The organism is Alistipes muris (assembly GCF_943193205.1).
Lineage (GTDB): Bacteria > Bacteroidota > Bacteroidia > Bacteroidales > Rikenellaceae > Alistipes > Alistipes muris.
The window spans coordinates 85619-108749 of sequence record NZ_CALPDD010000008.1; the positions used below are offsets into that span (position 1 = coordinate 85619).

17 protein-coding genes are annotated in these 23131 nt (G+C 61.8%); 9 read left to right on the forward strand and 8 right to left on the reverse strand.

All coding sequences use genetic code 11. The annotated features are described in order from the left end of the window. Position 1: 1 nt before the first annotated feature. Genes NFR47_RS06070 through NFR47_RS06080 form a run of 3 tightly spaced genes read left to right on the forward strand, consistent with a single transcriptional unit; the run spans position 2 to position 4562 of the window. Positions 2-2629 carry a glycoside hydrolase family 2 TIM barrel-domain containing protein gene (locus NFR47_RS06070; RefSeq protein ID WP_251214677.1) on the forward strand — a complete coding sequence of 876 codons (2628 nt, stop codon included), beginning with the start codon at positions 2-4 and terminating at the stop codon, positions 2627-2629. A 3-nt stretch (positions 2630-2632) separates the two neighbouring features. Further along, the gene (locus tag NFR47_RS06075; RefSeq protein WP_251214678.1) at positions 2633-2995 is read left to right on the forward strand and encodes a sialate O-acetylesterase; all 363 of its coding nucleotides are present in this window, start codon (positions 2633-2635) and stop codon (positions 2993-2995) included. Positions 2996-2999: 4 nt separating this feature from the next. Then, positions 3000-4562, forward strand: coding sequence for a glycoside hydrolase 5 family protein (locus NFR47_RS06080; protein WP_251214679.1), 1563 nt, complete (start codon positions 3000-3002; stop codon positions 4560-4562). Between the two features lie 120 nt (positions 4563-4682). On the opposite strand, the gene buk is transcribed toward NFR47_RS06080, so the two are convergent. The 4 genes from buk to NFR47_RS06100 form a co-directional block, all read right to left on the reverse strand. Next, the gene (gene buk / locus NFR47_RS06085) at positions 4683-5750 is read right to left on the reverse strand and encodes a butyrate kinase (RefSeq protein WP_251214680.1); all 1068 of its coding nucleotides are present in this window, start codon (positions 5748-5750) and stop codon (positions 4683-4685) included. 139 nt (positions 5751-5889) lie between these two features. Next, the gene (locus NFR47_RS06090; protein ID WP_251214681.1) at positions 5890-6795 is read right to left on the reverse strand and encodes a phosphate acyltransferase; all 906 of its coding nucleotides are present in this window, start codon (positions 6793-6795) and stop codon (positions 5890-5892) included. Between the two features lie 82 nt (positions 6796-6877). Continuing rightward, complete coding sequence (locus tag NFR47_RS06095) at positions 6878-8080, reverse strand: acetate/propionate family kinase (protein ID WP_251214682.1); 1203 nt, start codon at positions 8078-8080, stop codon at positions 6878-6880. 138 nt (positions 8081-8218) lie between these two features. Beyond that, positions 8219-8884 (reverse strand): response regulator transcription factor, encoded by a 666-nt coding sequence (locus NFR47_RS06100; protein ID WP_251214683.1) that lies wholly within the window; start codon positions 8882-8884, stop codon positions 8219-8221. 142 nt (positions 8885-9026) lie between these two features. Between NFR47_RS06100 and NFR47_RS06105 the strand changes: the two genes are divergently transcribed. The 3 genes from NFR47_RS06105 to yidC are packed head-to-tail and all read left to right on the forward strand — an operon-like array spanning position 9027 to position 14693. Further along, a complete protein-coding gene (locus NFR47_RS06105) occupies positions 9027-11114 on the forward strand; it encodes a DUF349 domain-containing protein (RefSeq protein WP_251214684.1) in 2088 nt (695 codons plus the stop codon). A 12-nt stretch (positions 11115-11126) separates the two neighbouring features. Next, positions 11127-12749 (forward strand): CTP synthase, encoded by a 1623-nt coding sequence (locus NFR47_RS06110; RefSeq protein ID WP_251214685.1) that lies wholly within the window; start codon positions 11127-11129, stop codon positions 12747-12749. Positions 12750-12764: 15 nt separating this feature from the next. Next, positions 12765-14693, forward strand: coding sequence for a membrane protein insertase YidC (gene yidC / locus NFR47_RS06115; RefSeq protein ID WP_251214686.1), 1929 nt, complete (start codon positions 12765-12767; stop codon positions 14691-14693). 136 nt (positions 14694-14829) lie between these two features. On the opposite strand, the gene NFR47_RS06120 is transcribed toward yidC, so the two are convergent. From NFR47_RS06120 to NFR47_RS06130, 3 genes are read right to left on the reverse strand one after another with little or no spacing between them, the layout of a single operon-like run. Continuing rightward, the gene (locus NFR47_RS06120) at positions 14830-16026 is read right to left on the reverse strand and encodes a class I SAM-dependent rRNA methyltransferase (protein ID WP_251214687.1); all 1197 of its coding nucleotides are present in this window, start codon (positions 16024-16026) and stop codon (positions 14830-14832) included. Continuing rightward, on the reverse strand, positions 16023-16634 hold the full coding sequence (locus tag NFR47_RS06125; protein ID WP_251214688.1) for a 3'-5' exonuclease: 612 nt from the start codon (positions 16632-16634) through the stop codon (positions 16023-16025). The genes NFR47_RS06120 and NFR47_RS06125 overlap by 4 nt, the downstream gene beginning before the upstream one ends. A gap of 26 nt (positions 16635-16660) precedes the next feature. After that, positions 16661-18568 carry a RecQ family ATP-dependent DNA helicase gene (locus tag NFR47_RS06130; protein ID WP_251214689.1) on the reverse strand — a complete coding sequence of 636 codons (1908 nt, stop codon included), beginning with the start codon at positions 18566-18568 and terminating at the stop codon, positions 16661-16663. A 179-nt stretch (positions 18569-18747) separates the two neighbouring features. Here NFR47_RS06130 and NFR47_RS06135 point away from each other — a divergent pair, with 179 nt between their 5' ends. The 3 genes from NFR47_RS06135 to NFR47_RS06145 all read left to right on the forward strand — a co-directional run bounded on the left by NFR47_RS06135 (position 18748) and on the right by NFR47_RS06145 (position 22085). Next, entirely contained in the window at positions 18748-19167 is a 420-nt protein-coding gene (locus tag NFR47_RS06135; RefSeq protein ID WP_251214690.1) for a hypothetical protein, read from the forward strand. Between the two features lie 69 nt (positions 19168-19236). Beyond that, complete coding sequence (locus NFR47_RS06140; protein WP_251214691.1) at positions 19237-21609, forward strand: TonB-dependent receptor; 2373 nt, start codon at positions 19237-19239, stop codon at positions 21607-21609. A gap of 164 nt (positions 21610-21773) precedes the next feature. Continuing rightward, positions 21774-22085: a heavy-metal-associated domain-containing protein gene (locus NFR47_RS06145; RefSeq protein ID WP_251214692.1), complete on the forward strand. Its 312-nt coding sequence runs from the start codon at positions 21774-21776 to the stop codon at positions 22083-22085. 191 nt (positions 22086-22276) lie between these two features. Here the strand turns inward: NFR47_RS06145 and NFR47_RS06150 are convergent, their stop codons facing one another. After that, positions 22277-22996: an MBL fold metallo-hydrolase gene (locus NFR47_RS06150; protein WP_251214693.1), complete on the reverse strand. Its 720-nt coding sequence runs from the start codon at positions 22994-22996 to the stop codon at positions 22277-22279. Between the last annotated feature and the right edge of the window lie 135 nt (positions 22997-23131).

Genomic DNA, 23131 nt, shown 5'->3' on the forward strand with positions numbered 1-23131 from the left:
TATGAGATTCCTTTCCGTTCTTTTTTTTGCCTTGGCGTCGCTCGCGGAGCTCTCCGCCCGCGAGCGCTACACCATCAACGAGGCGTGGCGCTTTGCACAGGGTTCGCCTTACGGGGCATTCCTTCCCGCGGCCGACGATTCCGCCTGGCCGACGGTCGACGTTCCCCATACCTGGAACGCGCAGGATGCCGACGACGACGAGCCCGGGTTCTACCGCGGTCCGGCGTGGTACCGCAAACGCTTCTTCCTCTCCGGCGACGCCGTGTCGGGGCAGGTCTACCTCTGTTTCGAGGGGGTCAACCAGACCGCCTGCGTCTATGTCAACGGCCATTTCGCCGGCAGGCATGCGGGCGGTTATACGCGGTTTGTTGTCGACATTACGCCGTTCGTCTCCGTCGGTGAGAACCTCGTCGCCGTCGAGGCCGACAACCGCCACGACCCCGACATGCCGCCCCTCTCGGCCGACTTCACTTTCTTCGGCGGTATCTACCGCGATGTCAGTCTGTTGCTGACCCATAAGGTCCACATCGCGCCCACCGACATGGGTTCTTCGGGGGTCTATCTCTCCACGCCCCGCGTCTCGGCGCAGTCGGCCGAAGTCGACGTCCGGACGCTGGTTGCCAACCGCTCCGACCGCACGGCCCGTCTGCGCGTCGAACACCGTATCTTCGCTCCCGACGGTTCCGAAGCCGCCCGCGCCGGGTGTCCCCTCGTCGTGGAGCCCGGCCAGGTCGCCGAGCCCGTGTGCCGCGGCATCCGCATCGCCGACCCGCAGCTGTGGGACCTCGACGCTCCCAACCTCTACCGCGTTCTCACGCGCATCGTCGCCGAGGACGGTTCCGAACTCGACTGCGTCTCCAGTTCGTTGGGGCTCCGGTGGTTTTCGTTCGACCCCGACAGGGGGTTCTTCCTCAACGGGCGGCCCCGCAAGCTCGTCGGTACGTGCCGCCACCAGGACTACGAGGGCCGGGGCTGGGCGCTCACCGATGCCATGCACGAGCGCGACATCCGCCTTTTGAAGCGGATGGGCGGTAATTTCCTGCGTATTTCGCATTATCCGCAGGACCCTGTCGTGCTCGAAATGTGCGACCGGCTGGGCATCCTCGCGTCGGTCGAAATTCCTGTTGTCAACGCCGTCACCGAGAGCGACGCGTTTCTCGACAACAGCGTCCGCATGGCCCGCGAGATGATCCGGCAGGATTTCAACCACCCCTCGGTCATCATCTGGGCCTACATGAACGAGGTGCTGCTGCGTCCGCCCTACAGGGACTCCGCGCAGCTCGCCGTCTATTACAAGGCCGTCGAGCGCGTCGCCCGGGCGTTGGAGGAGGCTGTGCGCGCCGAGGACCCCTCGCGCTACACCATGATGGCCTACCACAACGCGCCCGACGCCTACGCCGCGGCCGGGCTCACCCGCATCCCCATGATTCAGGGCTGGAACCTCTACCAGGGCTGGTACGAAAAGGACATCACCCGTTTCGAGAAGATTCTCGACCGTCTCCATGCCGAGTATCCCGACAAGGTGCTGATGGTCACCGAGTACGGGGCCGACGTCGACCAGCGGGTCCATTCGTTCGCGCCCGAGCAGTTCGATTTTTCGCAGGAGTACGGGCTCGTCTATCATCGGCACTATCTGCGCGAAATCATGCGGCGGCCGTTCGTCGCCGGGTCGTCGGTCTGGAACCTCAACAGCTTCTATTCCGAGCCGCGGGCCGACGCCGTGCCCCACGTCAATCTCAAGGGGCTCACCGGGCTCGACCGCGAGCCCAAGGATACCTACCTTTTCTATAAGGCCCGCCTGGCAGGGCCGCAGCTTCTGATCGGCAACCGTTGCTGGCTCAACCGCGGCGGCGCCGACGACGGCAGGGGCCGCTGCATGCAGCCCGTTCCGGTCTTCACCGACCGTTCGTCCGTCACGCTGTTCCACAACGGGCGCAAGCTCGCCACCAAGCGTACCGAGGGCGGGGTGGCCATGTTCGACGTGCCGTTCGTCGACGGCGAAAACAGGCTCGTCGCCACGGCGGGCACCCTCACCGAAGCCCTCACCGTCGATTTCCGCCTGATGAAGGCTTCGCCGCGCGGGTTCTCCGAACTCTGCGTCATGCTCGGTTCGCCCCGTTATTTCGACGACCGCGCGGCCGGTACGGCGTGGATTCCCGAGCAGCCTTACACCCCCGGCAGTTGGGGTTACGTGGGCGGCCGTCCCCTGCGCCGCGAGGGGACCGGGTGGCTCGGTTCGGCGGCCGACATCAAGGGCACCGACTGCAACGCCCTGTTCCAGACCCAGCGTGTCGGCATCGAGCAGTTCCGAGCCGACGTACCCGACGGCACCTATTCTGTTTATTTCCACTGGGCCGAACTCGACACCGAGGACGAGCGCGAGGCGCTGGCCTACAATCTCGGGGCCGACGACGCCGGGACCCGTTACCGGGGGCGCCGTTTCGACGTCGTGGTCAACGGTTCCAGGCTGTTGCAGGATTTCTCCATCGCCGAGGAAGCCGGATTCGCCCGCGCCCTGGTCCGCAAGGCCGAAGTCGTCGTCCGCAACGGGCAGGGCATCCGCATCGACTTCCTCCCCGTCGAGGGCGAACCCGTCTTGAACGCCATCCGCATCTACCGCAATCATTGACCCATGAAGCGATTGTTACTCCTTTTCGTGCTCCTGCCGCTGGGCCTTGCCGCCCAGCCGCAGCGGTTGCAGCTTGTGCTCTGCATCGGCCAGTCCAACATGGCAGGGCGGGGACCGCTCGACGCTGCGGCGCGCGACACCTTGCCCGGGGTCTTTCTGTTCAACGCCGAGGGGCGTTTCGAGCCTGCTGCCGGGCCTTTGAACCGCTATTCGTCCGTGCGCAAGGAGCTCGGCATGCAGCGCGTCGGGCCTGCGGGCAGTTTCGCCGTTGCTTTCGCCGCCGCGAGCCAGCGCGAACTGGGTGCGCGCTACGCTGCCGCCTTGTTGCAGCTCCAATCTGAAAACCAACCTGTTAAAACGTTTTAGCACCATGAAGAAACTTCTCCTTCCGATTCTTTGCGCAGGCTTTTTTGCGGCCTGCACCGACGACCCGGCGCCCGGCGCCGAACAGCGGCCCGGTCCCGGCGACCTGCCCGAGTACACCTATTCGCAGGTCGAGTTCCGGCGGCTGGTCAACGGCCAGTTCCGCGGCTGGACCGTCTCCGAAGCCATTGCCGGGGGCGACATCGCCGATGCCACCCAGACCCGCACCGTCGCGGGCATGAACTGGTTCCGGCCTGTCGATTTCCATGTCGAAACCCCGTGGGGCGGGCGGCTCGATTACGGCGAACCCGTCTCGGTGCGGGGTGCCGAGGGCTTTTTCCGCGTTGCCAAGGCCGGCGACCGCTGGTATTTCCTTGACCCCGACGGCGGGGCGGTCATCCTGCGCGGTACGCAGCACGTCCGTCCCTACCACATGGACGACACGCCCACTCCGGAGCACGAAGCGGGTTACAAGGCCCGTTTTTCGTCCGACGCCGCCTGGAGCGCCGAGACGGGCAGCCTGCTTGCGTCCAACGGCTTCAACTATATTTCCTACGGCGCCAAGCGCATCGCGCGCTTCCCCGACGACATCCGTTCCAACCTGCTTTGCCCCGCGGGAAAGAAGCTCGCCTACGGCGAGAACCTCTACCTGCTACGCACGTTCATGTGGGACATGAAGTCGTTGGGCTACGGGCAGAATTTCGATTCGGGCAAGTACAACCGGCTGGTGCTCGCTTTCGAGCCCAAGTTCGCCGAGTACGCCGGGCAGTTGGCGCAGGAGAAGTGCGCCCTGTTCCGCGACGACGAGCATTTCGTCGGATATTACCTGGACAACGAACTGCCGTTCGTCGCCTACGAACACGGCAGCGTCACTCTCGGTGTCGAACTCGCGCACTTCCTTTCGCTGCCTGACGATTACAGCGCCGCCCGCGACTTCGCGCGGGCGTTCATGACCCGCGAGGGAATCGCTTCCGAAGCCGGCATCACGGAGGCCCACCGCGAGAAGTTCCGCGCCGAGGTCGCCGACCATTATTTCCGCGTCACGACCGAAGCCGTCCGCAAGGCCGACCCCAACCACCTGATTCTCGGTGCGCGTCTCCACGATTGGAGCAAGTACACGCAGGGGATTGTCGAAGCGTGCGCCCGCTATTGCGACGTCGTGTCGGTCAACTACTATTCGCGCTGGCAGCCCGAGCCCGTCTACATGGCCAACCTTGCCACGTGGTGCGGCGAACGGCCGTTCATCATCTCCGAATTCTACGTCAAGGCCGACGACGCCTCCTACAAGGGGCGCCCCTATCCCAATACCGACGGCGGCGGCTGGCTGGTCCGCACCCAGCGCAACCGCGGCGAGTTCTACCAGAATTTCTGCCTGCGTCTGCTCGAAACGCGCCGCTGCGCCGGGTGGATGCACTTCGAGTATACCGACGGTTACAGCGGCGGCAGGGGTTCCAACAAGGGGATTGTCTCGGTCGAGTACCAGCCCTATGCCGATTATCTGTCGATGATGAAAACGCTTCATGCTAACCTCTACCGCTTGGCTTCGTACTACGATGCCGACGGGCGGTAGGGGTTCGGTGCCCCGAAGCAGAGCGGCCTGCGGTCCGGCGATGCCGGGCTGCGGGCCGTGGAAACAGGGCGGGCCGGGGATGGATTTCCCCGGCCCGCCTTTCTTCTGCCGAACGGCTGCTTACAGGTATTTCTTCGGTTCGATAACGCCGCGCAGGACGACCAGCGCATTGAGGGCGAGCGCTTCGAGCTCGTTCTCCCCGGCGTAAACATGGACCGGAGCGATGAACGAGCAGCGTTCGCGGATGGCTTCGACGATCGGCCCGTTGTAGGCGATGCCGCCTGTCAGCAGAATGCCGTCGACCTTTCCGGCCATAGCGGCCGCCATCGCGCCGATTTGTTTGGCGATGTTGTAGCACATGGCGTCCAGCACCTTGGCGGCGCGCTCGTCGCCCTGCCCGATGCGCTCCATGACCTGTATCACGGAATTCGTGCCTAAGAGCGCCACGAGGCCGCCCTTGCTCGATATGAATTTCAGCAGTTCGTCCTTGGTGTACTTGCCCGAGAAGCAGACCTTTATCAGTTCCGCCGACGGGATGTTGCCCGCGCGGTCGGGGGCGAACGGTCCGTCGCCGTCCAGCGCGTTGTTCACGTCGACGATGCGTCCCTGCTTGTGGGCCGCCACCGAAATCCCCCCGCCCATGTGGGCCACGATCAGGTTCGTTTCCTCGTAGACGCGTCCTTCGCGCTGGCAGTGCATGCGCGCGATGGCTTTTTGGTTGAGTGCGTGGAAGATGGGTTTGCGCGGACACATGGGCATCCCCGTGATGCGGGCCACGTCGTCCATTTCGTCCACCACGGGCGGGTCGGCGATGTAGGCCTTGACCTTGGCCATGTGGGCGATTTGCGCCGCCAGCAGTCCGCCTAAGTTGCAGGCGTGCTTCATCTGGGCGTTGCGCAGGTCGTAGCGCATCCGCGAGTTTACCTCGTAGACGCCCGCCGTGACGGGGCGTATCAGTCCGCCGCGGCCGATGACGGCCGACAGCTCGCCGAGGCCGAAGCCGTTGTCCCGCAGGCTTTCGAGAATCAGCCCGCGGCGCCAGTCGAGCTGGTCGATGACGTTGGCGAAGCGCGACACTTCCTCGGTCGAGTGGCGCAGGGTCAGTTCCAACAAAGGGCGCTCGTCCTCGTAGAGCGCGAGCTTCGTGGAGGTGGAGCCGGGATTCAAAGCTAAAATCTTGTAGCTCATAGGTTTCTCGGTTCTTGGGGAATGTGTGGTCCGGTTTCCGGGCCCGGCCGCATGGCGCCGCGCAGGGCGGCAGGTGCGGTCTCCGGTCCGTTCCCGGGCCCCTGCCGGCAGGGGCCCGGGCGGTATCCGGGGAAGTCTCTTATTTGGCGGCCAGGCAGGCCAGTGCGATCGAGTAGAGTTTGGTCTTGCTGCTGTCGCCGCGCGAGGTCAGCACGCACGGTACCTTGGTGCCCATGACCATCGCAGCCAGTTCGCCGCCGCAAAGGTGGGTCGTCGACTTGAAGAATACGTTGGCCGATTCGAGGTTGGGGAAGAGCAGGCAGTCGGGGTCTCCGGCCACCGACGAGCCCTTGACTTTCTTGTGTTCGGCCACTTCCTTGAACAGCGCCACGTCCAGCGACAGAGGTCCGTCCACAATGACGTTGCCCAGTTGGCCGCGGTCGCCCATCTTAGCCAGCAGTGCGCCCTCGGTCGACGACACGACGTTCGGCAGCACCTGTTCCGACGGGGCGATGCAGGCGATTTTCGGGGTCTCGACGCCCAGCAGGTTGGCCGTCTGCGCGAGGTAGCCGATTTGCTTCATCTTCTGTTTGAAGTCGGGCTGCGGAATCACCGCCACGTCCGACATGACGAGCAGCTTGTGGTAGCAGGGCATCTCCGAAATCGACACGTGGCTCAGCACGCCTTTCGGGGGAAAGAGGCCCGCTTCCTTGTTCAGAATCCCGCGCATGTACTTGTCGGTCGACACCAGGCCTTTCATCAGCACGTCGGCGTTGCCCGCCACGACGGCCGCCACGGCCTGCTGCACGCACTTCATGTCGTTCTTTTCGTCGACGATGTTGAACGCGTTGATGTCGATGCCGTGTTCGCGGCACACTTCTTCGATGACGGCCTTTTCGCCGTAGAGGGTCGGTTCGACCAACCCTTCCTTATAGGCTTCGTAGACTGCCTCCAGCGTGTGGGCGTCCTGCCCGTAGGCTACGGCCAGCCGTTTGCGGCCTTTCTTTCTCGCCTCTTCGACGATTTCGGTAAGATGTTGAATCATGGTTATCTGTTTAGTGTTTTCGCGGTTTTTCCGAACGGGAACAATGCTTCGGTCGCATTATTCACTATTCATTATTAATTATTCATTTCACCAAATTGTACGTGTCCGTGGCGATGACCAGCTCTTCGTTCGTGGCAACGACCGCCACCTTCACTTTCGAGTCGGCCGCCGAAAGGATTTTGTCCACTCCGCGGGCCCCGGCGTTGGCGTTCCTGTCGAAGCGCACGCCCATGAATTTCAGCCCCGTGCAGACCGATTCGCGCATTTCGGCCGAATTTTCGCCTACGCCGCCCGTGAATACGATGAGGTCTACACCGCCCATTTCGGCCGCGTACTCGCCCACGAATTTCTTGATGCGGTTGTAGTACATGTCGCGCGCGAGGATGGCCCGCGGGTTGCCTTCGTCATAGGCGCGGTCGATGTCGCGCATGTCGCTCGATATGCCCGTCAGCCCCATGACGCCCGATTTCTTGTTCATCATCGTGTCGAGCTCGGCGTAGCTCATTCCCTCTTTTTCGCCGATGAACGTGACGGCGCTCGCGTCGACCTGGCCGCAGCGCGTGCCCATGACCAGACCGTCCAGCGGTGAGAAGCCCATCGAGGTGTCGAACGAGCGGCCGTTGAGCACGGCTGTCACCGAACCGCCGTTGCCGATGTGGCACGTGATGATTTTCGAGCGGTCGGGGTCGATGCCTGCCAGCTTCGCACCCGCGCGGGCAACGTATTTGTGGCTCGTGCCGTGGAATCCGTATTTGCGGACCCGGTATTTCTCGTAGTATTCGTAGGGCAGGGCGTACATGTAGTTCACGGCCGGGATGGTCTGGTGGAACGACGTGTCGAACACTGTGACCTGCGGCACGCCCGGCAGGACCTTCTCGATGGCGTGTATGCCCTCTAAGCTCGCCGGATTGTGCAGCGGCGCTATCTGGCACAGCGAACGTATCTTCTCTTTCGTGTCTTCGTTGACCAGGCAGCTCTGCGGGAAGAATTCGCCGCCGTGCGCCACGCGGTGGCCTACGGCTTTCAGCTCGTCGAGCGAGCCGATGACCCCGTGCCGGGGGTCGGTCAGGGCCGCCATGACCAGCTCGATGCCCGTCGTGTGGTCCGGAATCGGCCGGTGCAGCTCGAATTTCTCTTTGCCCACGGGTTTGTGGGTCAGGTCGCCCTCCGCAAGTCCGATGCGTTCTACGAGGCCTTTTGCGAGCAGTTCGCTCGATGCCGCTTCCATGTCGATTACCTGGTATTTGATCGACGAGGAACCGCAGTTGAGTACCAATATTACCATGTCGTTATTTCTTCGTGTTAAAGATTGATAAGTTAAATGTAGCTATTTTTTTGCGAGTGCACAAATTTACGATAAAAATAGTTGCCGTCCGTCTGAATTTCTGCCCGTTTCGGTGGAAAAATCGTTAAAAAACGCCGGTCACGGTTCGTAACGGTAGCCCACGCCCTTGACCGTCGTGATGTGGCGTTCGCCGATTTTCTGGCGCAGCTTGCGGATATGGACGTCGATGGTGCGGTCGCCGACCACCACTTCGTGGCCCCAGATGCGGGCGTAGATCTCTTCGCGCGGAATCAGTTTTCCCGGTGAGGAAATCAGCAGGTCCAGCAGGGCGAACTCCTTGCGCGGCAGGGTTATTTCGCGGCCGTCGCATGTGGCCGTGTAGCGCTCGCGGTCTATCGCGATGCCCGGCTGCGGCGGTGCGGGCTGGCTGTCTATGCGGTTCAGTATCGCCTTGACGCGGCTCACCAGCAGCTTCATCCGGATGGGCTTCACCAGATAGTCGTCGGCACCCACTCCGAATCCCGTCAGCTGCTGCTCTTCCTCGCCCAGCGCCGAGAGGAACACCACTATCGTGCCGCGCAGGCGCGGGTCGCGGCGGATGGCCCGGCACGTCTCCGCACCGTCCATGACGGGCATCATCCGGTCCAGCAGGATCAGGTGGGGGCGGGTCGCGGCGGCGACCTCCAGCGCTTCGGCGCCGTTCGAGGCCGTGTGGACCTCGTAGCCCTCTTTGAGCAGGTTGTAGCGCACGAATTCCAGGATGTCGGCTTCGTCGTCGACCAGCAGGATACGGTGTTTTGTCATCGTTCGTTGTTTCGGTTCTTGCTCCGTCGCTTATGCGAAGATACGAATTTTCCCCGGAAATCGTGCGGCGGCCCGGGAAAAATGGCTATATTTGCAAGATTCCTCGGCTCAGCGGCCGGGAACCGACCTAAAAGTGATTGAGATGGCTACCGTAAATCCTCTTCTCCAGGCTCCCGAGGAGCATGCCGGCCCTGCGGCCGAAGATGCGCTGAACGTTCCTGCGGCCGGGCCGCAGGCCGAAACGACCGAACTGACTGAAACGTCGCCCGATGCGCTTGCGGCACCCGAAAAGACCCGCTCCGCCGGGGAGCAGGCTCCGCGGGCCCGGCGTCCCCGTATCAAGGCCGAAAGCGTCGGAGCCGCCGACGCGGCCGCCGAGGAGACGGAGGAGCTGTCCGAGGTCGATTTTTCGGAGGAGGACGCCGCGCTGGCCGCCCGCGATGCCGGGCTCGAAATCGAGGGCGAGACCGCCGAGGAGAGCGAAGCTGAAGCGCAGCCTGCGGCCGAGACTTTCGCAGGCAAGACCAAGGAGGAGCTGTTGGCCCTCTTCGCCCGCCTGCTTTCCGAGCGTCCTGTCCAGAGCATCCGCCGCGAGGTCGAAGCGCTGAAAATCGCATTCTACCGGATTCGCCGTGCCGAGGTCGAAGCCGTCCGCCGCGCGTTCGTTGAATCGGGCGAGCCCGAGGAGAGTTTCGTGGCCCCGGTCGACGGACTCGAAACGCGCTTCAAGGAACTTTTCAAGGACTACCGCGCCCGCCGCGACGAATTCATCGCCAACCTCGAAGCCGAGAAAGAGAACAATCTGCGTACCAAGCTGGCAATCATCGAAGAGCTCAAGGAGCTGGTTTCTTCCGACGAAACGCTCAACCATACCTTTGCCCGGTTCCGCGACCTGCAGGCCCGCTGGAAAGAGACCGGCATCGTGCCGCAGGCCCATGTCAAGGATTTGTGGGAGACCTACAACCTCCATGTCGAGAATTTCTACGGTTTCATCAAGATAAACAAGGAGCTGCGTGACCTTGACCTCAAGAAGAACTACGAGCAGAAAGTCGCCCTTTGTGAGCAGGCCGAGGCGCTGCTGCTCGAACCGTCGATCGTCGAGGCTTCCCGCAGGCTGCAGAAGCTCCACGACGAGTGGCGCGAGACGGGCCCCGTGGCCCACGAGTTCAAGGAGACTTTGTGGGAGCGCTTCAAGGCGGCATCTTCGCGCATCAACAAGCTGCACCAGGAGTATTTCGACGCCCTGAAAGCCGAGCAACTGAAGAACCTCGAACTTAAGACCGAGCTTTGCGCCGCCTGCGAAGAACTGCTTTCGCAGCCTCTCTCCGCCCGCAAGGAGTGGAACCGTGCCAGCGAACGGCTGCTCGCCATTCAGCAGACCTGGAAGACCATCGGCTTCGCGCCCAAGAAAGACAATACCCGGATTTACGAACGGTTCCGCACCGCCTGCGACAAGTTCTACGACGCCAAGCGTCGCTTCTTCGCCGGGCTCAAGACCGAAATGGACCATAACTTCCAGCTCAAAAGCGAGTTGTGCGAGGCGGCCGAATCGTTGATGAACAGCGAGGAGTGGAAGAAGGCCACCGACGAACTTATCGCCTTGCAGGCCCGCTGGAAAGAAATCGGCGCCGTTTCGCGCCGTCATTCCGACGCCCTCTGGAAACGTTTCCGCGCTGCCTGCGACCGCTTCTTCGAGCGCAAGAGCGCCCATTTCGCGTCGGTCGGCGGCGAGCAGGAGGAGAATTTGCAGAAGAAGCTCGCCCTGCTCGACGAGATGCAGGCGGCCGAGGTCCGGCAGGGCGGCTACGACCTTATCCGCGATTTCCAGCGGCGGTGGGGCGAAATCGGTTTCGTGCCCATCAAGCACAAGGAGACTTTGCAGAAGCGTTACAAGGAAGTTGTCGACGCGCTGTTCCGCGCCGTGCGGGGTTCCGAGCGCGACCGGCAGCTGAACCGTTTCCGCGAGAAGGTTTCTTCGCTCAAGGCTTCCGGCGAGGGCCGGCTCCGCTCCGAGCGCGAGAAGCTCGCGGGGCGCGTCCGCCAGCTGGAGCAGGAAGCCGCGCAGCTCGAAAACAACATCGGGTTCTTCGCCCGCTCTAAGGGAGCCGACAAACTCATCGCCGATGTCGAGGCCAAAATCGCCCGCCTGCGCGACGAGATAGCTGCCACCGTCGAGAAGATACGCGAAATCGACCGTCCTGTCTCCGGGCCGTCCACCAGCAACGAATAGCATACATCCAATATGAAACTCTCGAAACCCAAGTACATCTTCGTCACGGGCGGCGTCGCTTCGTCGCTCGGCAAGGGCATCATCTCCGCCTCCATCGCCCGGCTGCTGCAGGCGCGCGGTTACTCGGTCACCATTCAGAAGCTCGATCCCTATATCAACGTCGACCCCGGAACGCTCAATCCCTACGAGCACGGCGAGTGCTACGTCACCGAAGACGGAGCCGAGACCGACCTCGACCTGGGCCATTACGAACGCTTCACGGACCATCCCACGTCCAAGGCCAACAACGTCACGACGGGCAAGATTTACAAAAGCGTCATCGAGAAGGAGCGCAAGGGCGAGTACCTCGGCAAGACCGTGCAGGTCATTCCCCACATCACCGACGAAATCAAGCGGCGCATCCAGCTCCTCGGCCAGACCAAGAAGTACGACGTCATCATCACCGAGATCGGCGGTACGGTCGGCGACATCGAATCGCTGCCGTTCATCGAATCGGTGCGTCAGCTGCGCTACCAGCTCGGCCACCGCAATACGGCCCTCGTCCACCTTACGCTCATCCCTTACATGGCCGCTTCGGGCGAGCTGAAGACCAAGCCCACGCAGCATTCGGTCAAGGCGCTGCTGGAGAACGGCTTGCAGCCCGACATCCTCGTGCTGCGCACCGAACATCCGCTCACGCCCGCCCTGCGGCGCAAGGTCGCGCTGTTCTGCAACGTCGACGCCAACGCCGTCATGGAGTCCATCGACGTGCCCACCATCTACGAGGTGCCTTTGCGCATGCACGCCCAGCACCTCGACGAGGTGGTGCTCGACAAGCTCAGCCTGCCCTCCGAGCAGGAGCCCGACATGGCTGCCTGGAGCGATTTCGTGGAGCGCGTCAAGCATCCGTCGCGGCGGGTCGAAATCGCCTTGGTCGGCAAGTACACCGAACTGCCCGACGCTTACAAGTCCATCTGCGAATCGTTCGTCCACGCCGGGGCCATGAACGACTGCAAGGTCAAGCTGCGCTACGTCAATTCCGAGAAAATCACCCGCGACAACGTCGAAGCCCAGCTGGGCAAGATGGCCGGCATCCTCGTCGCGCCCGGTTTCGGCAACCGGGGCATCGAGGGCAAGATCGAAGCCGTGCGTTTCGCGCGCGAGAACAATATTCCGTTCCTCGGCATCTGTCTCGGCATGCAGTGCGCCGTCATCGAGTTCGCCCGCAACGTGCTGGGCCTCGCCGACGCCAATTCCAGCGAGATGGAGCCTACGCCGCATCCCGTCATCGACCTGATGGAGGAGCAGAAAGGGGTCACGGCCAAGGGCGGCACCATGCGTCTGGGGGCCTATCCCTGTCAGCTGAAGAAGGGTTCGCGGGTCGCCGCCGCTTACGGCAAGCTCAACGTTTCGGAGCGTCACCGCCACCGTTACGAGTTCAACAGCGATTATCTGGCGCAGTTCGAGAACGCCGGGATGAACGCCGTGGGCATCAATCCCGATACGGGGCTCGTCGAGGTGGTCGAAATCGAAGGGCATCCCTGGTTCGTCGGGACGCAGTACCACCCCGAGTACAAGAGTACCGTTCAGAGCCCCTCGCCGTTGTTCGTCGCGTTCGTCGGCGCCGCGCTGAAGTACGACGCACAGAAAAAATAAATAGTCAGTTCATAGATGGATAAGAAATCAATCATAGGAATCGTGGTGATCGCGCTTCTCTTCGCGGGATTCACCTTTTACAGCAGCCGCGAGCAGAAGCGCTACCAGCAGGAGCTGGCCCAGTGGCAGGCTTATCAGGATTCGGTCGCCGCAGCGTCGGCACCCGCCGTGCTGCCCGCCGATGCGGCCGGGAGCGGAAGCGCCGCCGAATCGGTGACCACCGAGCAGGAGCAGCAGCGCCGGGTTTCGCTCGTCGGCGAGACGCTGGCAGCAGCCGAGGCCGCCGCTGCCGAGGAATTCACCGTCGAGAACGACGTCATGACGGTGCGTTTCTCCACCCGCGGCGGGCAGATCAAGGGCGTGACGCTCAAGGATTACACGAAGTATGCACCGCGTCACGAGCGGCACCAGCCGGTCGAGCTGTTCGACCCGGCCAGCGCCCGTTTCGCCCTCACGTTCTACGTCAAGAACGGCACGAACAACGTGCCTGTCAATACGGCCGACTACACCTTTGCCGCCGAGCCCGTCCGGACCACGGCCGAGGGTGCGCAGTCGGTGGTCATGCGCCTGCCCGTCAGCGGCGGGGCCTGGCTCGAATACGAATACCTTATATATAATGGGGTCTCGCCCCAGCGCGACTATCTGGTCGACTTCGACGTGCGGCTGGTCGGCATGGCGCCCGAAATGGCCAACCAGTCGTCCATCGGCATCCAGTGGGCCAACGTCTCCTATCAGAATGAGCGCGGGTTCAAGAACGAGAACATGTATACGACCGTCGCCTACCGTTTCCCCGACGAATCGTCCATCGAGGAGCTGGGCATGAGCGATGGCACCAAGTCCAAGAACGTCACTACGGCGGTCAACTGGGTGGCTTTCAAGCAGCAGTTCTTCTCGTCGGTCTTCATCGCTCCGCAGAACGTCTCCTACGCCGACATGTCGTTCGCCACGGCACAGCCCGGCAGCGGTTACGTCAAGGACTTCGCCGCACAGATGGCAGTGCCCTATACTCCGCAGACGCAGGGCTACGACTTCGCCTTTTATTTCGGGCCCAACAAGTATTCCATCCTGCGCAAGGTCGAGGCCGGCGGCGAACGCCTTTCGCTCGAACGGCTCATCCCGCTCGGCTGGGGCATCTTCGGGTGGATCAACCGCTGGTGCGTCATCCCCGTCTTCGATTTCCTGCGCAATTACATAGGCAGCTTCGGCATCATCATCCTGATTCTCGCCGTCTTGATCCGGCTGGTCATTTCGCCGCTCACCTACAAGAGCTACATTTCGATGGCCAAGATGCGCCTTATCAAGCCGCAGGTCGACGAGCTGACCAAGAAGTATCCCAAGCAGGAGGACGCCATGAAACGCCAGCAGGCCACCATGGAGCTCTACAAAAAGGCAGGCATCAACCCCATGGGCGGGTGCATCCCCATGCTCATCCAGATGCCCATCCTTATTGCCATGTTCCGCTTCTTCCCGGCTTCCATCGAGCTGCGCGGGCAGTCGTTCCTGTGGGCGCACGACCTTTCGTCGTACGACAGCATCTTGAACCTGCCGTTTTCGATTCCGTTCTACGGCGACCATGTGTCGTTGTTCGCGCTGCTGATGTGCCTTTCGACTTTCGCTTATTCTTACTACAATTACCAGCAGACCGCTTCTTCGCAGCCGCAGATGGCCGGCATGAAGTTCATGATGGTTTACATGATGCCGCTGATGCTGCTCTTCTGGTTCAACGACTACGCCAGCGGTCTGTGCTATTACTACCTGCTCTCCAACTTGCTGACTATCGGGCAGACGCTCGTCATCCGGCGGCTGGTCGACGACGGGAAGATTCAGGCCGTCATGGCCGCCAATGCCGCCAAGAAGTCCAACGGCAAGAAATCGAAGTTCCAACAGCGTTACGAGGAGCTTCTGCGCCAGCAGGAGGCCCAGCAGCACGCACGGAAGAAGTAAGAATGCTTAGCGGGCCATCCGCTTATGCAGTAACCGCGTCGGTTTTTCCGGCGCGTTTTTTTGAGTGAATAGCGTATAGTTAATAATGAATGAAGTGGCGGGGTTTTGTTTGTCGGAGGTGCGAACGCCCCGAAATCTATTCCACATACAGCACCAACCCCTTGAGGTATTCGCCCTCGGGGTGGTAGATGTTGATCGGGTGGTCGGCCGGTTGGGTCAGCTGGTGCAGGATGCGGACCTTGCGCCCCGCTATGGCCGCCGCCGAAAATACCGTCGTGCGGAACAGCTCCTTGGATACCGCCTGCGAGCACGAGAACGTGAAGAGGATGCCGCCCGGTTTTATCTGCGCCATGGCTCTGGCGTTCAGTCGCTTGTAGCCTTGCATCGCGTTGCCGAGCACTTTGTGGTGTTTGGCGAAGGCCGGAGGGTCGAGAATGATCAGGTCGTATTTGTCGCCTATGTCGCGCAGGTATTCCACCGCGTCGGCCGCCACTTCGGTGTGGGGGGCTCCTTCGCCGAAGTTCAGCCGCATGTTTTCCGTCGCCAGGGCTACGGCCCGCTCCGACGAGTCCACCGAGCAGACTTCCTTGGCGCCGCCCGAGAGTGCGTAGACCGAGAATCCGCCCGTGTAGCAGAACGTGTTCAGCACCGTGCGGCCTTTGGCGTAGCGTTTCACCAGTTCGCGGTTTTCGCGCTGGTCCAGGAAGAAGCCCGTCTTCTGGCCTTTTTCCCAGTTGACCACGAATTTCTTGCCGTGTTCCAGCACTACCTGCGACGCATGGTCCGTCGTGCCCCACAGATAGCCGTCCACCGCGTTCAGCTCCGCTTTGTAGGGCAGTGTCTGCGACGATTTGTCGTAGATGGCTGTGATGCTGTCGCCGTATGCTGCGCGGATCGCTTCGGCGATTTCACGGCGCGCAAGGTACATGCCTACCGAGTGGCACTGCACCACGGCCGTCGTGCCGTAGATGTCGACCACCAGCCCCGGCAGCGAATCGCCCTCGCCGTGAATCAGCCGGTAGCACGTCGTCGACGGGTCGTCGGTCAGTCCCAGCGTGCGGCGCACGCCGTAGGCGCTGGCTATGCGGCGGTTCCACCACGCCTGGTCGATGGCCTCGCGCTCGAACGAGAGTACGCGCACCGCGATGGAGCCTACCTGGTAGTGGCCTTGGGCGATGAATTCGCCTGCGCGGGTGTAGACTTCGACCAGCGCCCCTTCGGCGAATTCCTCCTCTTCGGCCTTGATGTAGTCGATGGCGCCCGAGAAAATCCAGGGGTGGCGGCGGGCCAGCGATTCTTCCTTGCCTTTGCGCAGGTATACTTGAGGTATCATGGTTGCGGTTTTTTGAGTTTCGGAGTTCGCAGCAGACGTTCGTAGATGCGCGTGCAGACCCACGCGTCCGTCGCGGCGTAGAGTTGTTGCTTGTCGGTCAGCGTCGCCGCTTCCCAGTTGCTCAGGCGCTGGGCTTTCGATACGCGTTTGCCCAGCACGATGGCCGAGAGTTTGCGCAGGCTCTTTTCGGCGATGCCCCATTCGGCCGCAAGGAGCTGCAGATCCACGAACCCGCCGTCGCGGAAGTGGCGGATCTGGTGCAGCGAGCGCAGGTCGCCGTTGACGTCGGCGCCGATTTTGAGCACGCTGCGGTCTTCGAGCAGTTGCAGGATGGGTTTGGCCAGAGGTATCTTGTTCAGCCGGAACAGGTAGCAGCGTTCCGGCGTGGAGAGCTGCAGCAGCGATACGCGGTAGGTCACTCCCGGCCGGAACGAGGGGCGTGTCTCGGTGTCGAATCCGATGACGGGGTGCCGCGCAAGTTCCTTGCAGGCCGCGGCGATGTCGCGTTCGTGGTCGACAATGCGGATTTCGCCCCGGAATTCGATGGCCGGAAGCCCGGCCGTCAGCTCGTTGCTTATCTTGTCCGTAAAGGTGTTGGTCGTAGACATTGGGTAGCCGTGATGTTCCCGCAAATTTACGCAATAATTCTCAGATTTCCCGCTTCGTCGGCCGCGATTTTCCCTTCGTCGAGCAGTCGGCGCACCGCTTCGGCCACCCGTTCGGGCGGTGCTGCGACTGCGTCTGCCAGCGTGCGTGCCTTGGCCGGGCCCGCCGCGAGCTGCTCCAGTATCCGCGCAGGCAGCCCGTCATCCTGTTTCGCGGCCCGGCGGCGCGCCAGGCAGAGGTCGCAGATGCCGCACGCTGTTGTTTCTTCCGAACCGAAATAGCGTTCCAACACCGCACTGCGGCACTCCGTGTCGTTGGCGGCGTAGGCGGTCATGTGGCTGAAGCGTTCGCGCAGCAGCTCCTGCCGCCGCTGGTAGGTCTCGGGGGCGATGTAGAGGTCGGCGCGCGGCAGCCGTTCCTGGTTGAAATAGAGGATAGGCGAGCGGTTCGAGGGAACGTAGCGGATGACGCGCAGCTGCCACAGCCGCTTGAGCAGCTCCTTGACCTTGTCGGCGGTGTAGCCGCTCCAGGTGGCGATTTCGGCTTCGTCGATGGGGCGGAATTCGGTGAAGATGCCGTTGTACAGGCGCAGGAGCGTGCGGATGAAGTGGTCGAGGTCGCTGCGCTCGACGCGCAGCTTGTAGAGGTCGTCGCGGTGGACGGCGAACATGATGCGCGCGGGGTTCTCCTGCGCGTCGGTCAGCGTCAGATAGCCGTTCTGCTGCAGGAGCCTGAGCGCTCCCACGACCGTGCCCGACCACAGGTGCTGCCGGGCGCAGAAGTCGTGGAGGTTGAACAGGCAGGCCGTTCCGGCCCCGTCGCCGATGCCGACCTGGAGGTAGGAGCAGACCTGTTCGTAAATATCCTTGATTTGGTCCAGCGGCGGAAATTCCTTCTTGAAGCGCTGTTCTGCGCGGGCGTTGTCGTCCGACGCCGCGAGCAGCAGGGCATAGGCCCGCTGTCCGTCGCGTCCGGCCCGCCCGGCTTCCTGGTAGTAGCTTTCGAGCGAATCGCAAATCGAGTAGTGGACCACGAACCGCACGTCGGGCTTGTCGATGCCCATGCCGAACGCGTTCGTCGCCACCATGACCCGGACCTTGTTCTTGACCCATTCTTCCTGCCGCAGGGCGCGTTCGGCGGAGGGCAGTCCTCCGTGGTAGGCCAGCGCCGCGATGCCCTCGTCGCGCAGCAGCGCCGCCACTTGTTCGGTGCCCTCGCGCGTGCGCATGTAGACGATACCCGACCCCGCCACGTTGCGCACCAGACGCAGCAGCTGGCCGTTCTTGTCGTCCGTGCGGCGGACGCTGTACGATAGATTGGGGCGGGCGAAGCTGCTTCGCAGCAAGCGGGGTTCGGCGAATCGCAGGCGGTGCATGATGTCGTCCGTGACGGGTTTCGTGGCCGAAGCCGTGAGCGCCAGGACCGGAACGCCGGGGAGTTTTTCGCGCAGTTCGGCGATGCGCAGGTACGACGGCCGGAAGTCGTAGCCCCATTGCGAGATGCAGTGGGCTTCGTCGACGGCGATAAGCTGGACGTTCATCCGCTCGACGCGCAGGCGGAACGCTTCGGTGGCCAGCCGCTCGGGCGCCACGTAGAGGAATTTTACGTCGCCGTAGGCGCAGTTGTCCAGCGCGATGTCGATTTGCCGCGGTGTGAGGCCCGAGTGGATGGCGACGGCCGGGATGCGGCGTGCGCGCAGGCGGTCGACCTGGTCCTTCATCAGGGCGATGAGCGGCGTCACGACGATGCAGAGCCCCTGGCGGGTCATCGTCGGCACCTGGTACGTCAGCGACTTGCCGCCGCCCGTGGGCATCAGCGCCAGCGTGTCGCGCCCGGCCAGCACCGAGCGGATGATTTCCAGCTGTACGGGCCGGAACTCGCCGAATCCCCAGTAGCGCCGCAGCGCTTCGTATGTTTTTTCGTCGCCCGGTTGCATAGCACAAAGATAGTTTAATTTGAATTCACAATTCATAATTCGCAATTCATAATTCGCGCTTCGGGTTCCTTCGGCTGCTCTTTCGGCCCGGTTGTTGGATGTTTCCGTTATTTTTCATACCTTTGCGGTCAGTCGGGCCGTTCGACGTTGGAAGCGTCGGGCTTCCGGCCATGGTAACAATGGGCTTCAGAAGATACATATCGTCCTTGCTGCTCGTCGTCTATCTGCTGGCGACGGGTGGGACGGCCTATCGTTCGTTGTCGTGCCGTTGTCTCGAAGCGGTCCACGCTGCGGAGCACCTCTGCTGTGCGTCCGGGCACGTTGACGCCGAGGCCGTGGGTGGCGCCGAAGCGCTGCACACGGCATGTCCCTGCGACCGCCATTCCACCGCGGTCAAGCTCTACACCGGCATCCACAACGACGACGACAAAGCCACGCGCTGTGCCGTGACGTTCCTGCCGTCGTCGCTGGCGGTCGAGTGTCCGTGTCCCGCCCATGTGCCCGCCCTGCGCCGGAATGCTCCCGCGCAGCCCGTTCCTTTGATAGCCGCGCCGTTCTTGGCGGTCGGCGGACTGCGGGCTCCTCCCGTGTCGGCTTAGAAACGTTGCGGCGGATACCTCGTGCAGGCATCCGACCGGAAAAGAGTTTTTAACCGATTACGGAAAATCATGAAAATCAAGACATTCATTCTTTCGTTTTTGTCCCTTGCCTTTTGCGGCGCAGTCGCCGCGCAGGAGCTGCGGGGGACGGTGCGCGATGCCGAAGGGCAGCCTTTGGTCGGGGCCGCGGTCTATTGGGCCGGCACGAACGTGGGGGCGAGCACCGATGCGACGGGTGCGTTCCAGCTGCACCGTGTCAAGAATTACAATAAGCTGGTAGCTACTTATCTGGGCTATCTGAACGACACCTTGCAGGTGGCGGCCGGTACGCCGCGCGTCGAATTCGCCTTGCAGAACGAGGGCGTCGCGCTGGACGACGTGGTGATCGAGGGCACGCTCAGCGGCAACTACGTCAAGCGCGACGGCATTCTCAAGGGCGAAATGATTTCGTTCGCGGGGCTCTGCAAGATGGCCTGCTGCAACCTGGCCGAGTCGTTCGAGAATTCGGCGTCGGTCACCGTCGGTTACAGCGACGCCATTTCGGGGGCGCGGCAAATCAAGATGCTCGGGCTGGCCGGAACCTACACGCAGATTCTCGACGAGAACCGCCCCATCATGCGCGGTCTGTCGGCTCCCTACGGGCTGAGCTACACGCCGGGCATGTGGCTCAACTCGATTCAGGTCTCCAAGGGCGTTTCGTCGGTGACGGCGGGCCACGAGGCCATCACGGGCCAGATCAATCTGGAGCACCGCAAGCCTACGGACGACGAACGGCTCTTCGTCAATCTCTACCTCGACGACGAGCTGCGGCCCGAAGTCAATCTGTCGTCGGCTTTTCCCGTTTCGCGCGACAAGAAACTTTCGTCCGTCGTGCTGCTCCACGGTTCGATGGACACCGACGTGCGCAAGATGGACCACAACCACGACGGATTCCGCGACCTGCCCAAGGCCGACCAGATCAACGTGGCCAACAAGTGGCTCTACGCGGCCGACAACGGTACGCAGGTGCGCTGGGGCTGGAAGTTCGTGCAGGAAAACCGTTTGGGCGGCATGATAGGCTACAAGAACACGGCCGCCATGCGCGAAGCGATGCTCAACGATTGGGACTGGCAGACCGAGGGCAAGCCCATGCCGCACTACGGTTCGCACATCCGCAACCGCGGAGCCAACGGGTATTTCAAGGTCGGCACCCCCGTCGGTCCGTCGGTCTACGATGAGGAGGAAGCCGACGAGATGCGTTCCAACCTCGCTTTCGTCGTCGATTTCGACCACTTCAACGAGGACGCCTATTTCGGGCTCAACGATTACGGCGGCAACGAAAACACGCTGTCGGCCAATCTGATGTACGCCCATTATTTCACCTACCGTTCGTCGCTCAACGTGGGTTTGCAGGGCCATACTTCGGCCGTGCGCGAGACGCTGCTCAACAAAACGCCCTGGATTGCGGGGCAGGGGTCGGCGCTTTACAAGCTCAACCGCACCGAACACGAGGCGGGCGCCTACGCCGAGTATACCTATACTATCAAGGATAAGTTTTCGTTGGTGGCAGGTGTGCGCGGCGACTACAACAGCTATTACGACAAGTTCTACTTCACGCCGCGCGGGCATGTGAAGTGGAACATTACGCCGACGACCACGCTGCGAGCTTCGGCGGGCCTGGGCTACCGTTCGACCAACGTCATCACTGACAACATCGGCATCCTGGCCACCGGGCGCCGGATTATCTTCGACGGCGACACTGCGGCCAGCGAGACGGCTTTTCGCAGCCTTGACCGGATGGAAATGGCACTGACCGCGGGCGGAAGCCTGACGCAGACTTTCTCGGCGCTGGGGCAGGACAACATGACGCTGAGCTTCGATTATTTCCGCACGCAGTTCTACCGTGCCGTGGTGGCCGACCAAGAGTGGAACCCGCAGTATATCAACATCTACGACAGCCGCGGCCGTTCCTTCACGGATACCTATCAGGTGGATTTCTCGTGGACGCCCGTCGAGCGGCTCGACATCTTCGCGACGTTCCGCTATACGGACAGCGAAATGACGATCGACCGTCCCGACGGCACTACCAAGCGGGTCGAACGGCCCTTGGTGAGCCGCTACAAAACGCTGCTCAACATTCAGTATGCCACCAAGTTCCGCCGCTGGGTCTTCGACGCTACGGCGCAGCTCAACGGTCCGTCGCGCGTGCCGCGTTTCGGGGCTGACGGACAGCCCGATTTCGACAACTATTCGCCCAGCTATCCGATGTTCTATGCGCAGGTGAGCCGCAAGCTGGGTAAGTTCGACGTCTATGTGGGCTGCGAGAACATTGCCGACTATCGCCAGAAAGACCCCATTGTGGGGGCCGGCAACCCGTGGTCGGCGGAGTTCAACTCGATGAACGTTTGGGGACCGCTTATGGGCCGCAAATTCTACATCGGCATGCGCTGGAACCTTTATTAAGGTGAAAGGTGAAGAGTGAAAGGTGAAAAGTAATGTGCCGCTGAATCCTTACCTTTGTCATTTTGAACGAAGAAAAGAATCTTTTTGCCATGCAAGGAGGAGGAAAACAAGCGTAGCGTAGTTAAGAAGTTGAAATAATCATAACCGAATTAATTTAAGTAACCATGAAAAAACTTGCAATGCTTTGCCTGGCGCTGGTGATGGGCGCAGGCATGACGATGGCTGCGAAACCCGCGGCCGAGAAGAAAACCGTGACGACGGTCTTCGTTACCGACATCGACTGCGACCATTGCGCGCAGAAAATCATGAACAACATTCCCTCGCTGGGCAAGGGTATCAAAGACGTCCAGGTCGATGTGGCAGCCAAGGAAGTCAGCGTGACTTACGATGCCGCCAAGAATTCCGACCAGAATATCGTCAAGGGCCTCGCTTCGCTCAAGGTCAAGGCCCAGCCCAAGAGCGTAGCCGCCAAATAGTTCGGTCGGCTGTTTATGAAAAGTCCGGAGCCTTGAGTGGGTTCCGGGCTTTTTTTTGCTTTGTGCGGTCCGTCAGCCTTTCCGCACTTCGCCCCTGCGTTCTTTTACCCGCCCTCTGTCATTCTGTGGTGCCATAGGCGACGAAGAATCTGTTACTCGGCGAACGTGCGTGTACCGTAGGGTAGGCCCGCTTATTCCATCGGGAAGACGCGGATGTCGGTGGTGTCCAAGGCGCGGACTTCGCGCACGAGGCGGTCCATGTCGGTCTTGAATTCGGTCTGCCCGAAGTGGTAGGGGTAGAAGATGGTGGGCTTCAGTGCCTTGACTGCGTCGACAGCTTGGTCGACGGTCATCGTATAGGGCTGGTTGACAGGCAGGAAAGCGATGTCTATGTCGCGCAGGGCTTTCATTTCGGCCGTCGGTTCGGTGTCGCCCGCCACGTAGATCCGTGTGCCGCCGATGGTCAGCAGATAGCCGCAGTCTTCCCGCAGTTTGGGGTGGAACTGCTGGTGTTCCTTGGTCGTGTTGTAGGCGGCTACGGCTTCGATTTTCACATAGTCGCGCGGCGTGGCGATGCTGCCCGGACGCATCACGTGCCCTTCCATGCCGAACGCTTCGGCCGTGGTGCGGTCGCTGAGGATGTCGGTCTTCGAGGTCCGCAGTTTCTCGACGGTCGCCAGGTCGAAATGGTCGTTGTGCGAATGGGTCAGCAGGATAAGGTCGGCTTTGGGCTGGCCCGCGAAGTTGCCCACCGGGTCGATATATATATGGTGGCCGCCGATCCGGATGCCTATCGAGGCGTGTTGGAAGAACGTAAGCGTGAATTCGGTGCCGTCGCGCGCCGTCAGTGTGTCGGTGGGATATTCCGGAGTCTTGGTCCGGCCGCAGCCGAAAAACGAGAGCAGAGACATAGATACGAGTATTGCTTTCAACATGTGGGTGAATCGAGGATACGAGTGAGCCGAACGCGATGCCGAATTTATTCGGGCATCGCCGGGGCCCGGGTATCCAAGACAAAGTCAAAGATACGAAGAATTTTTGTTTTA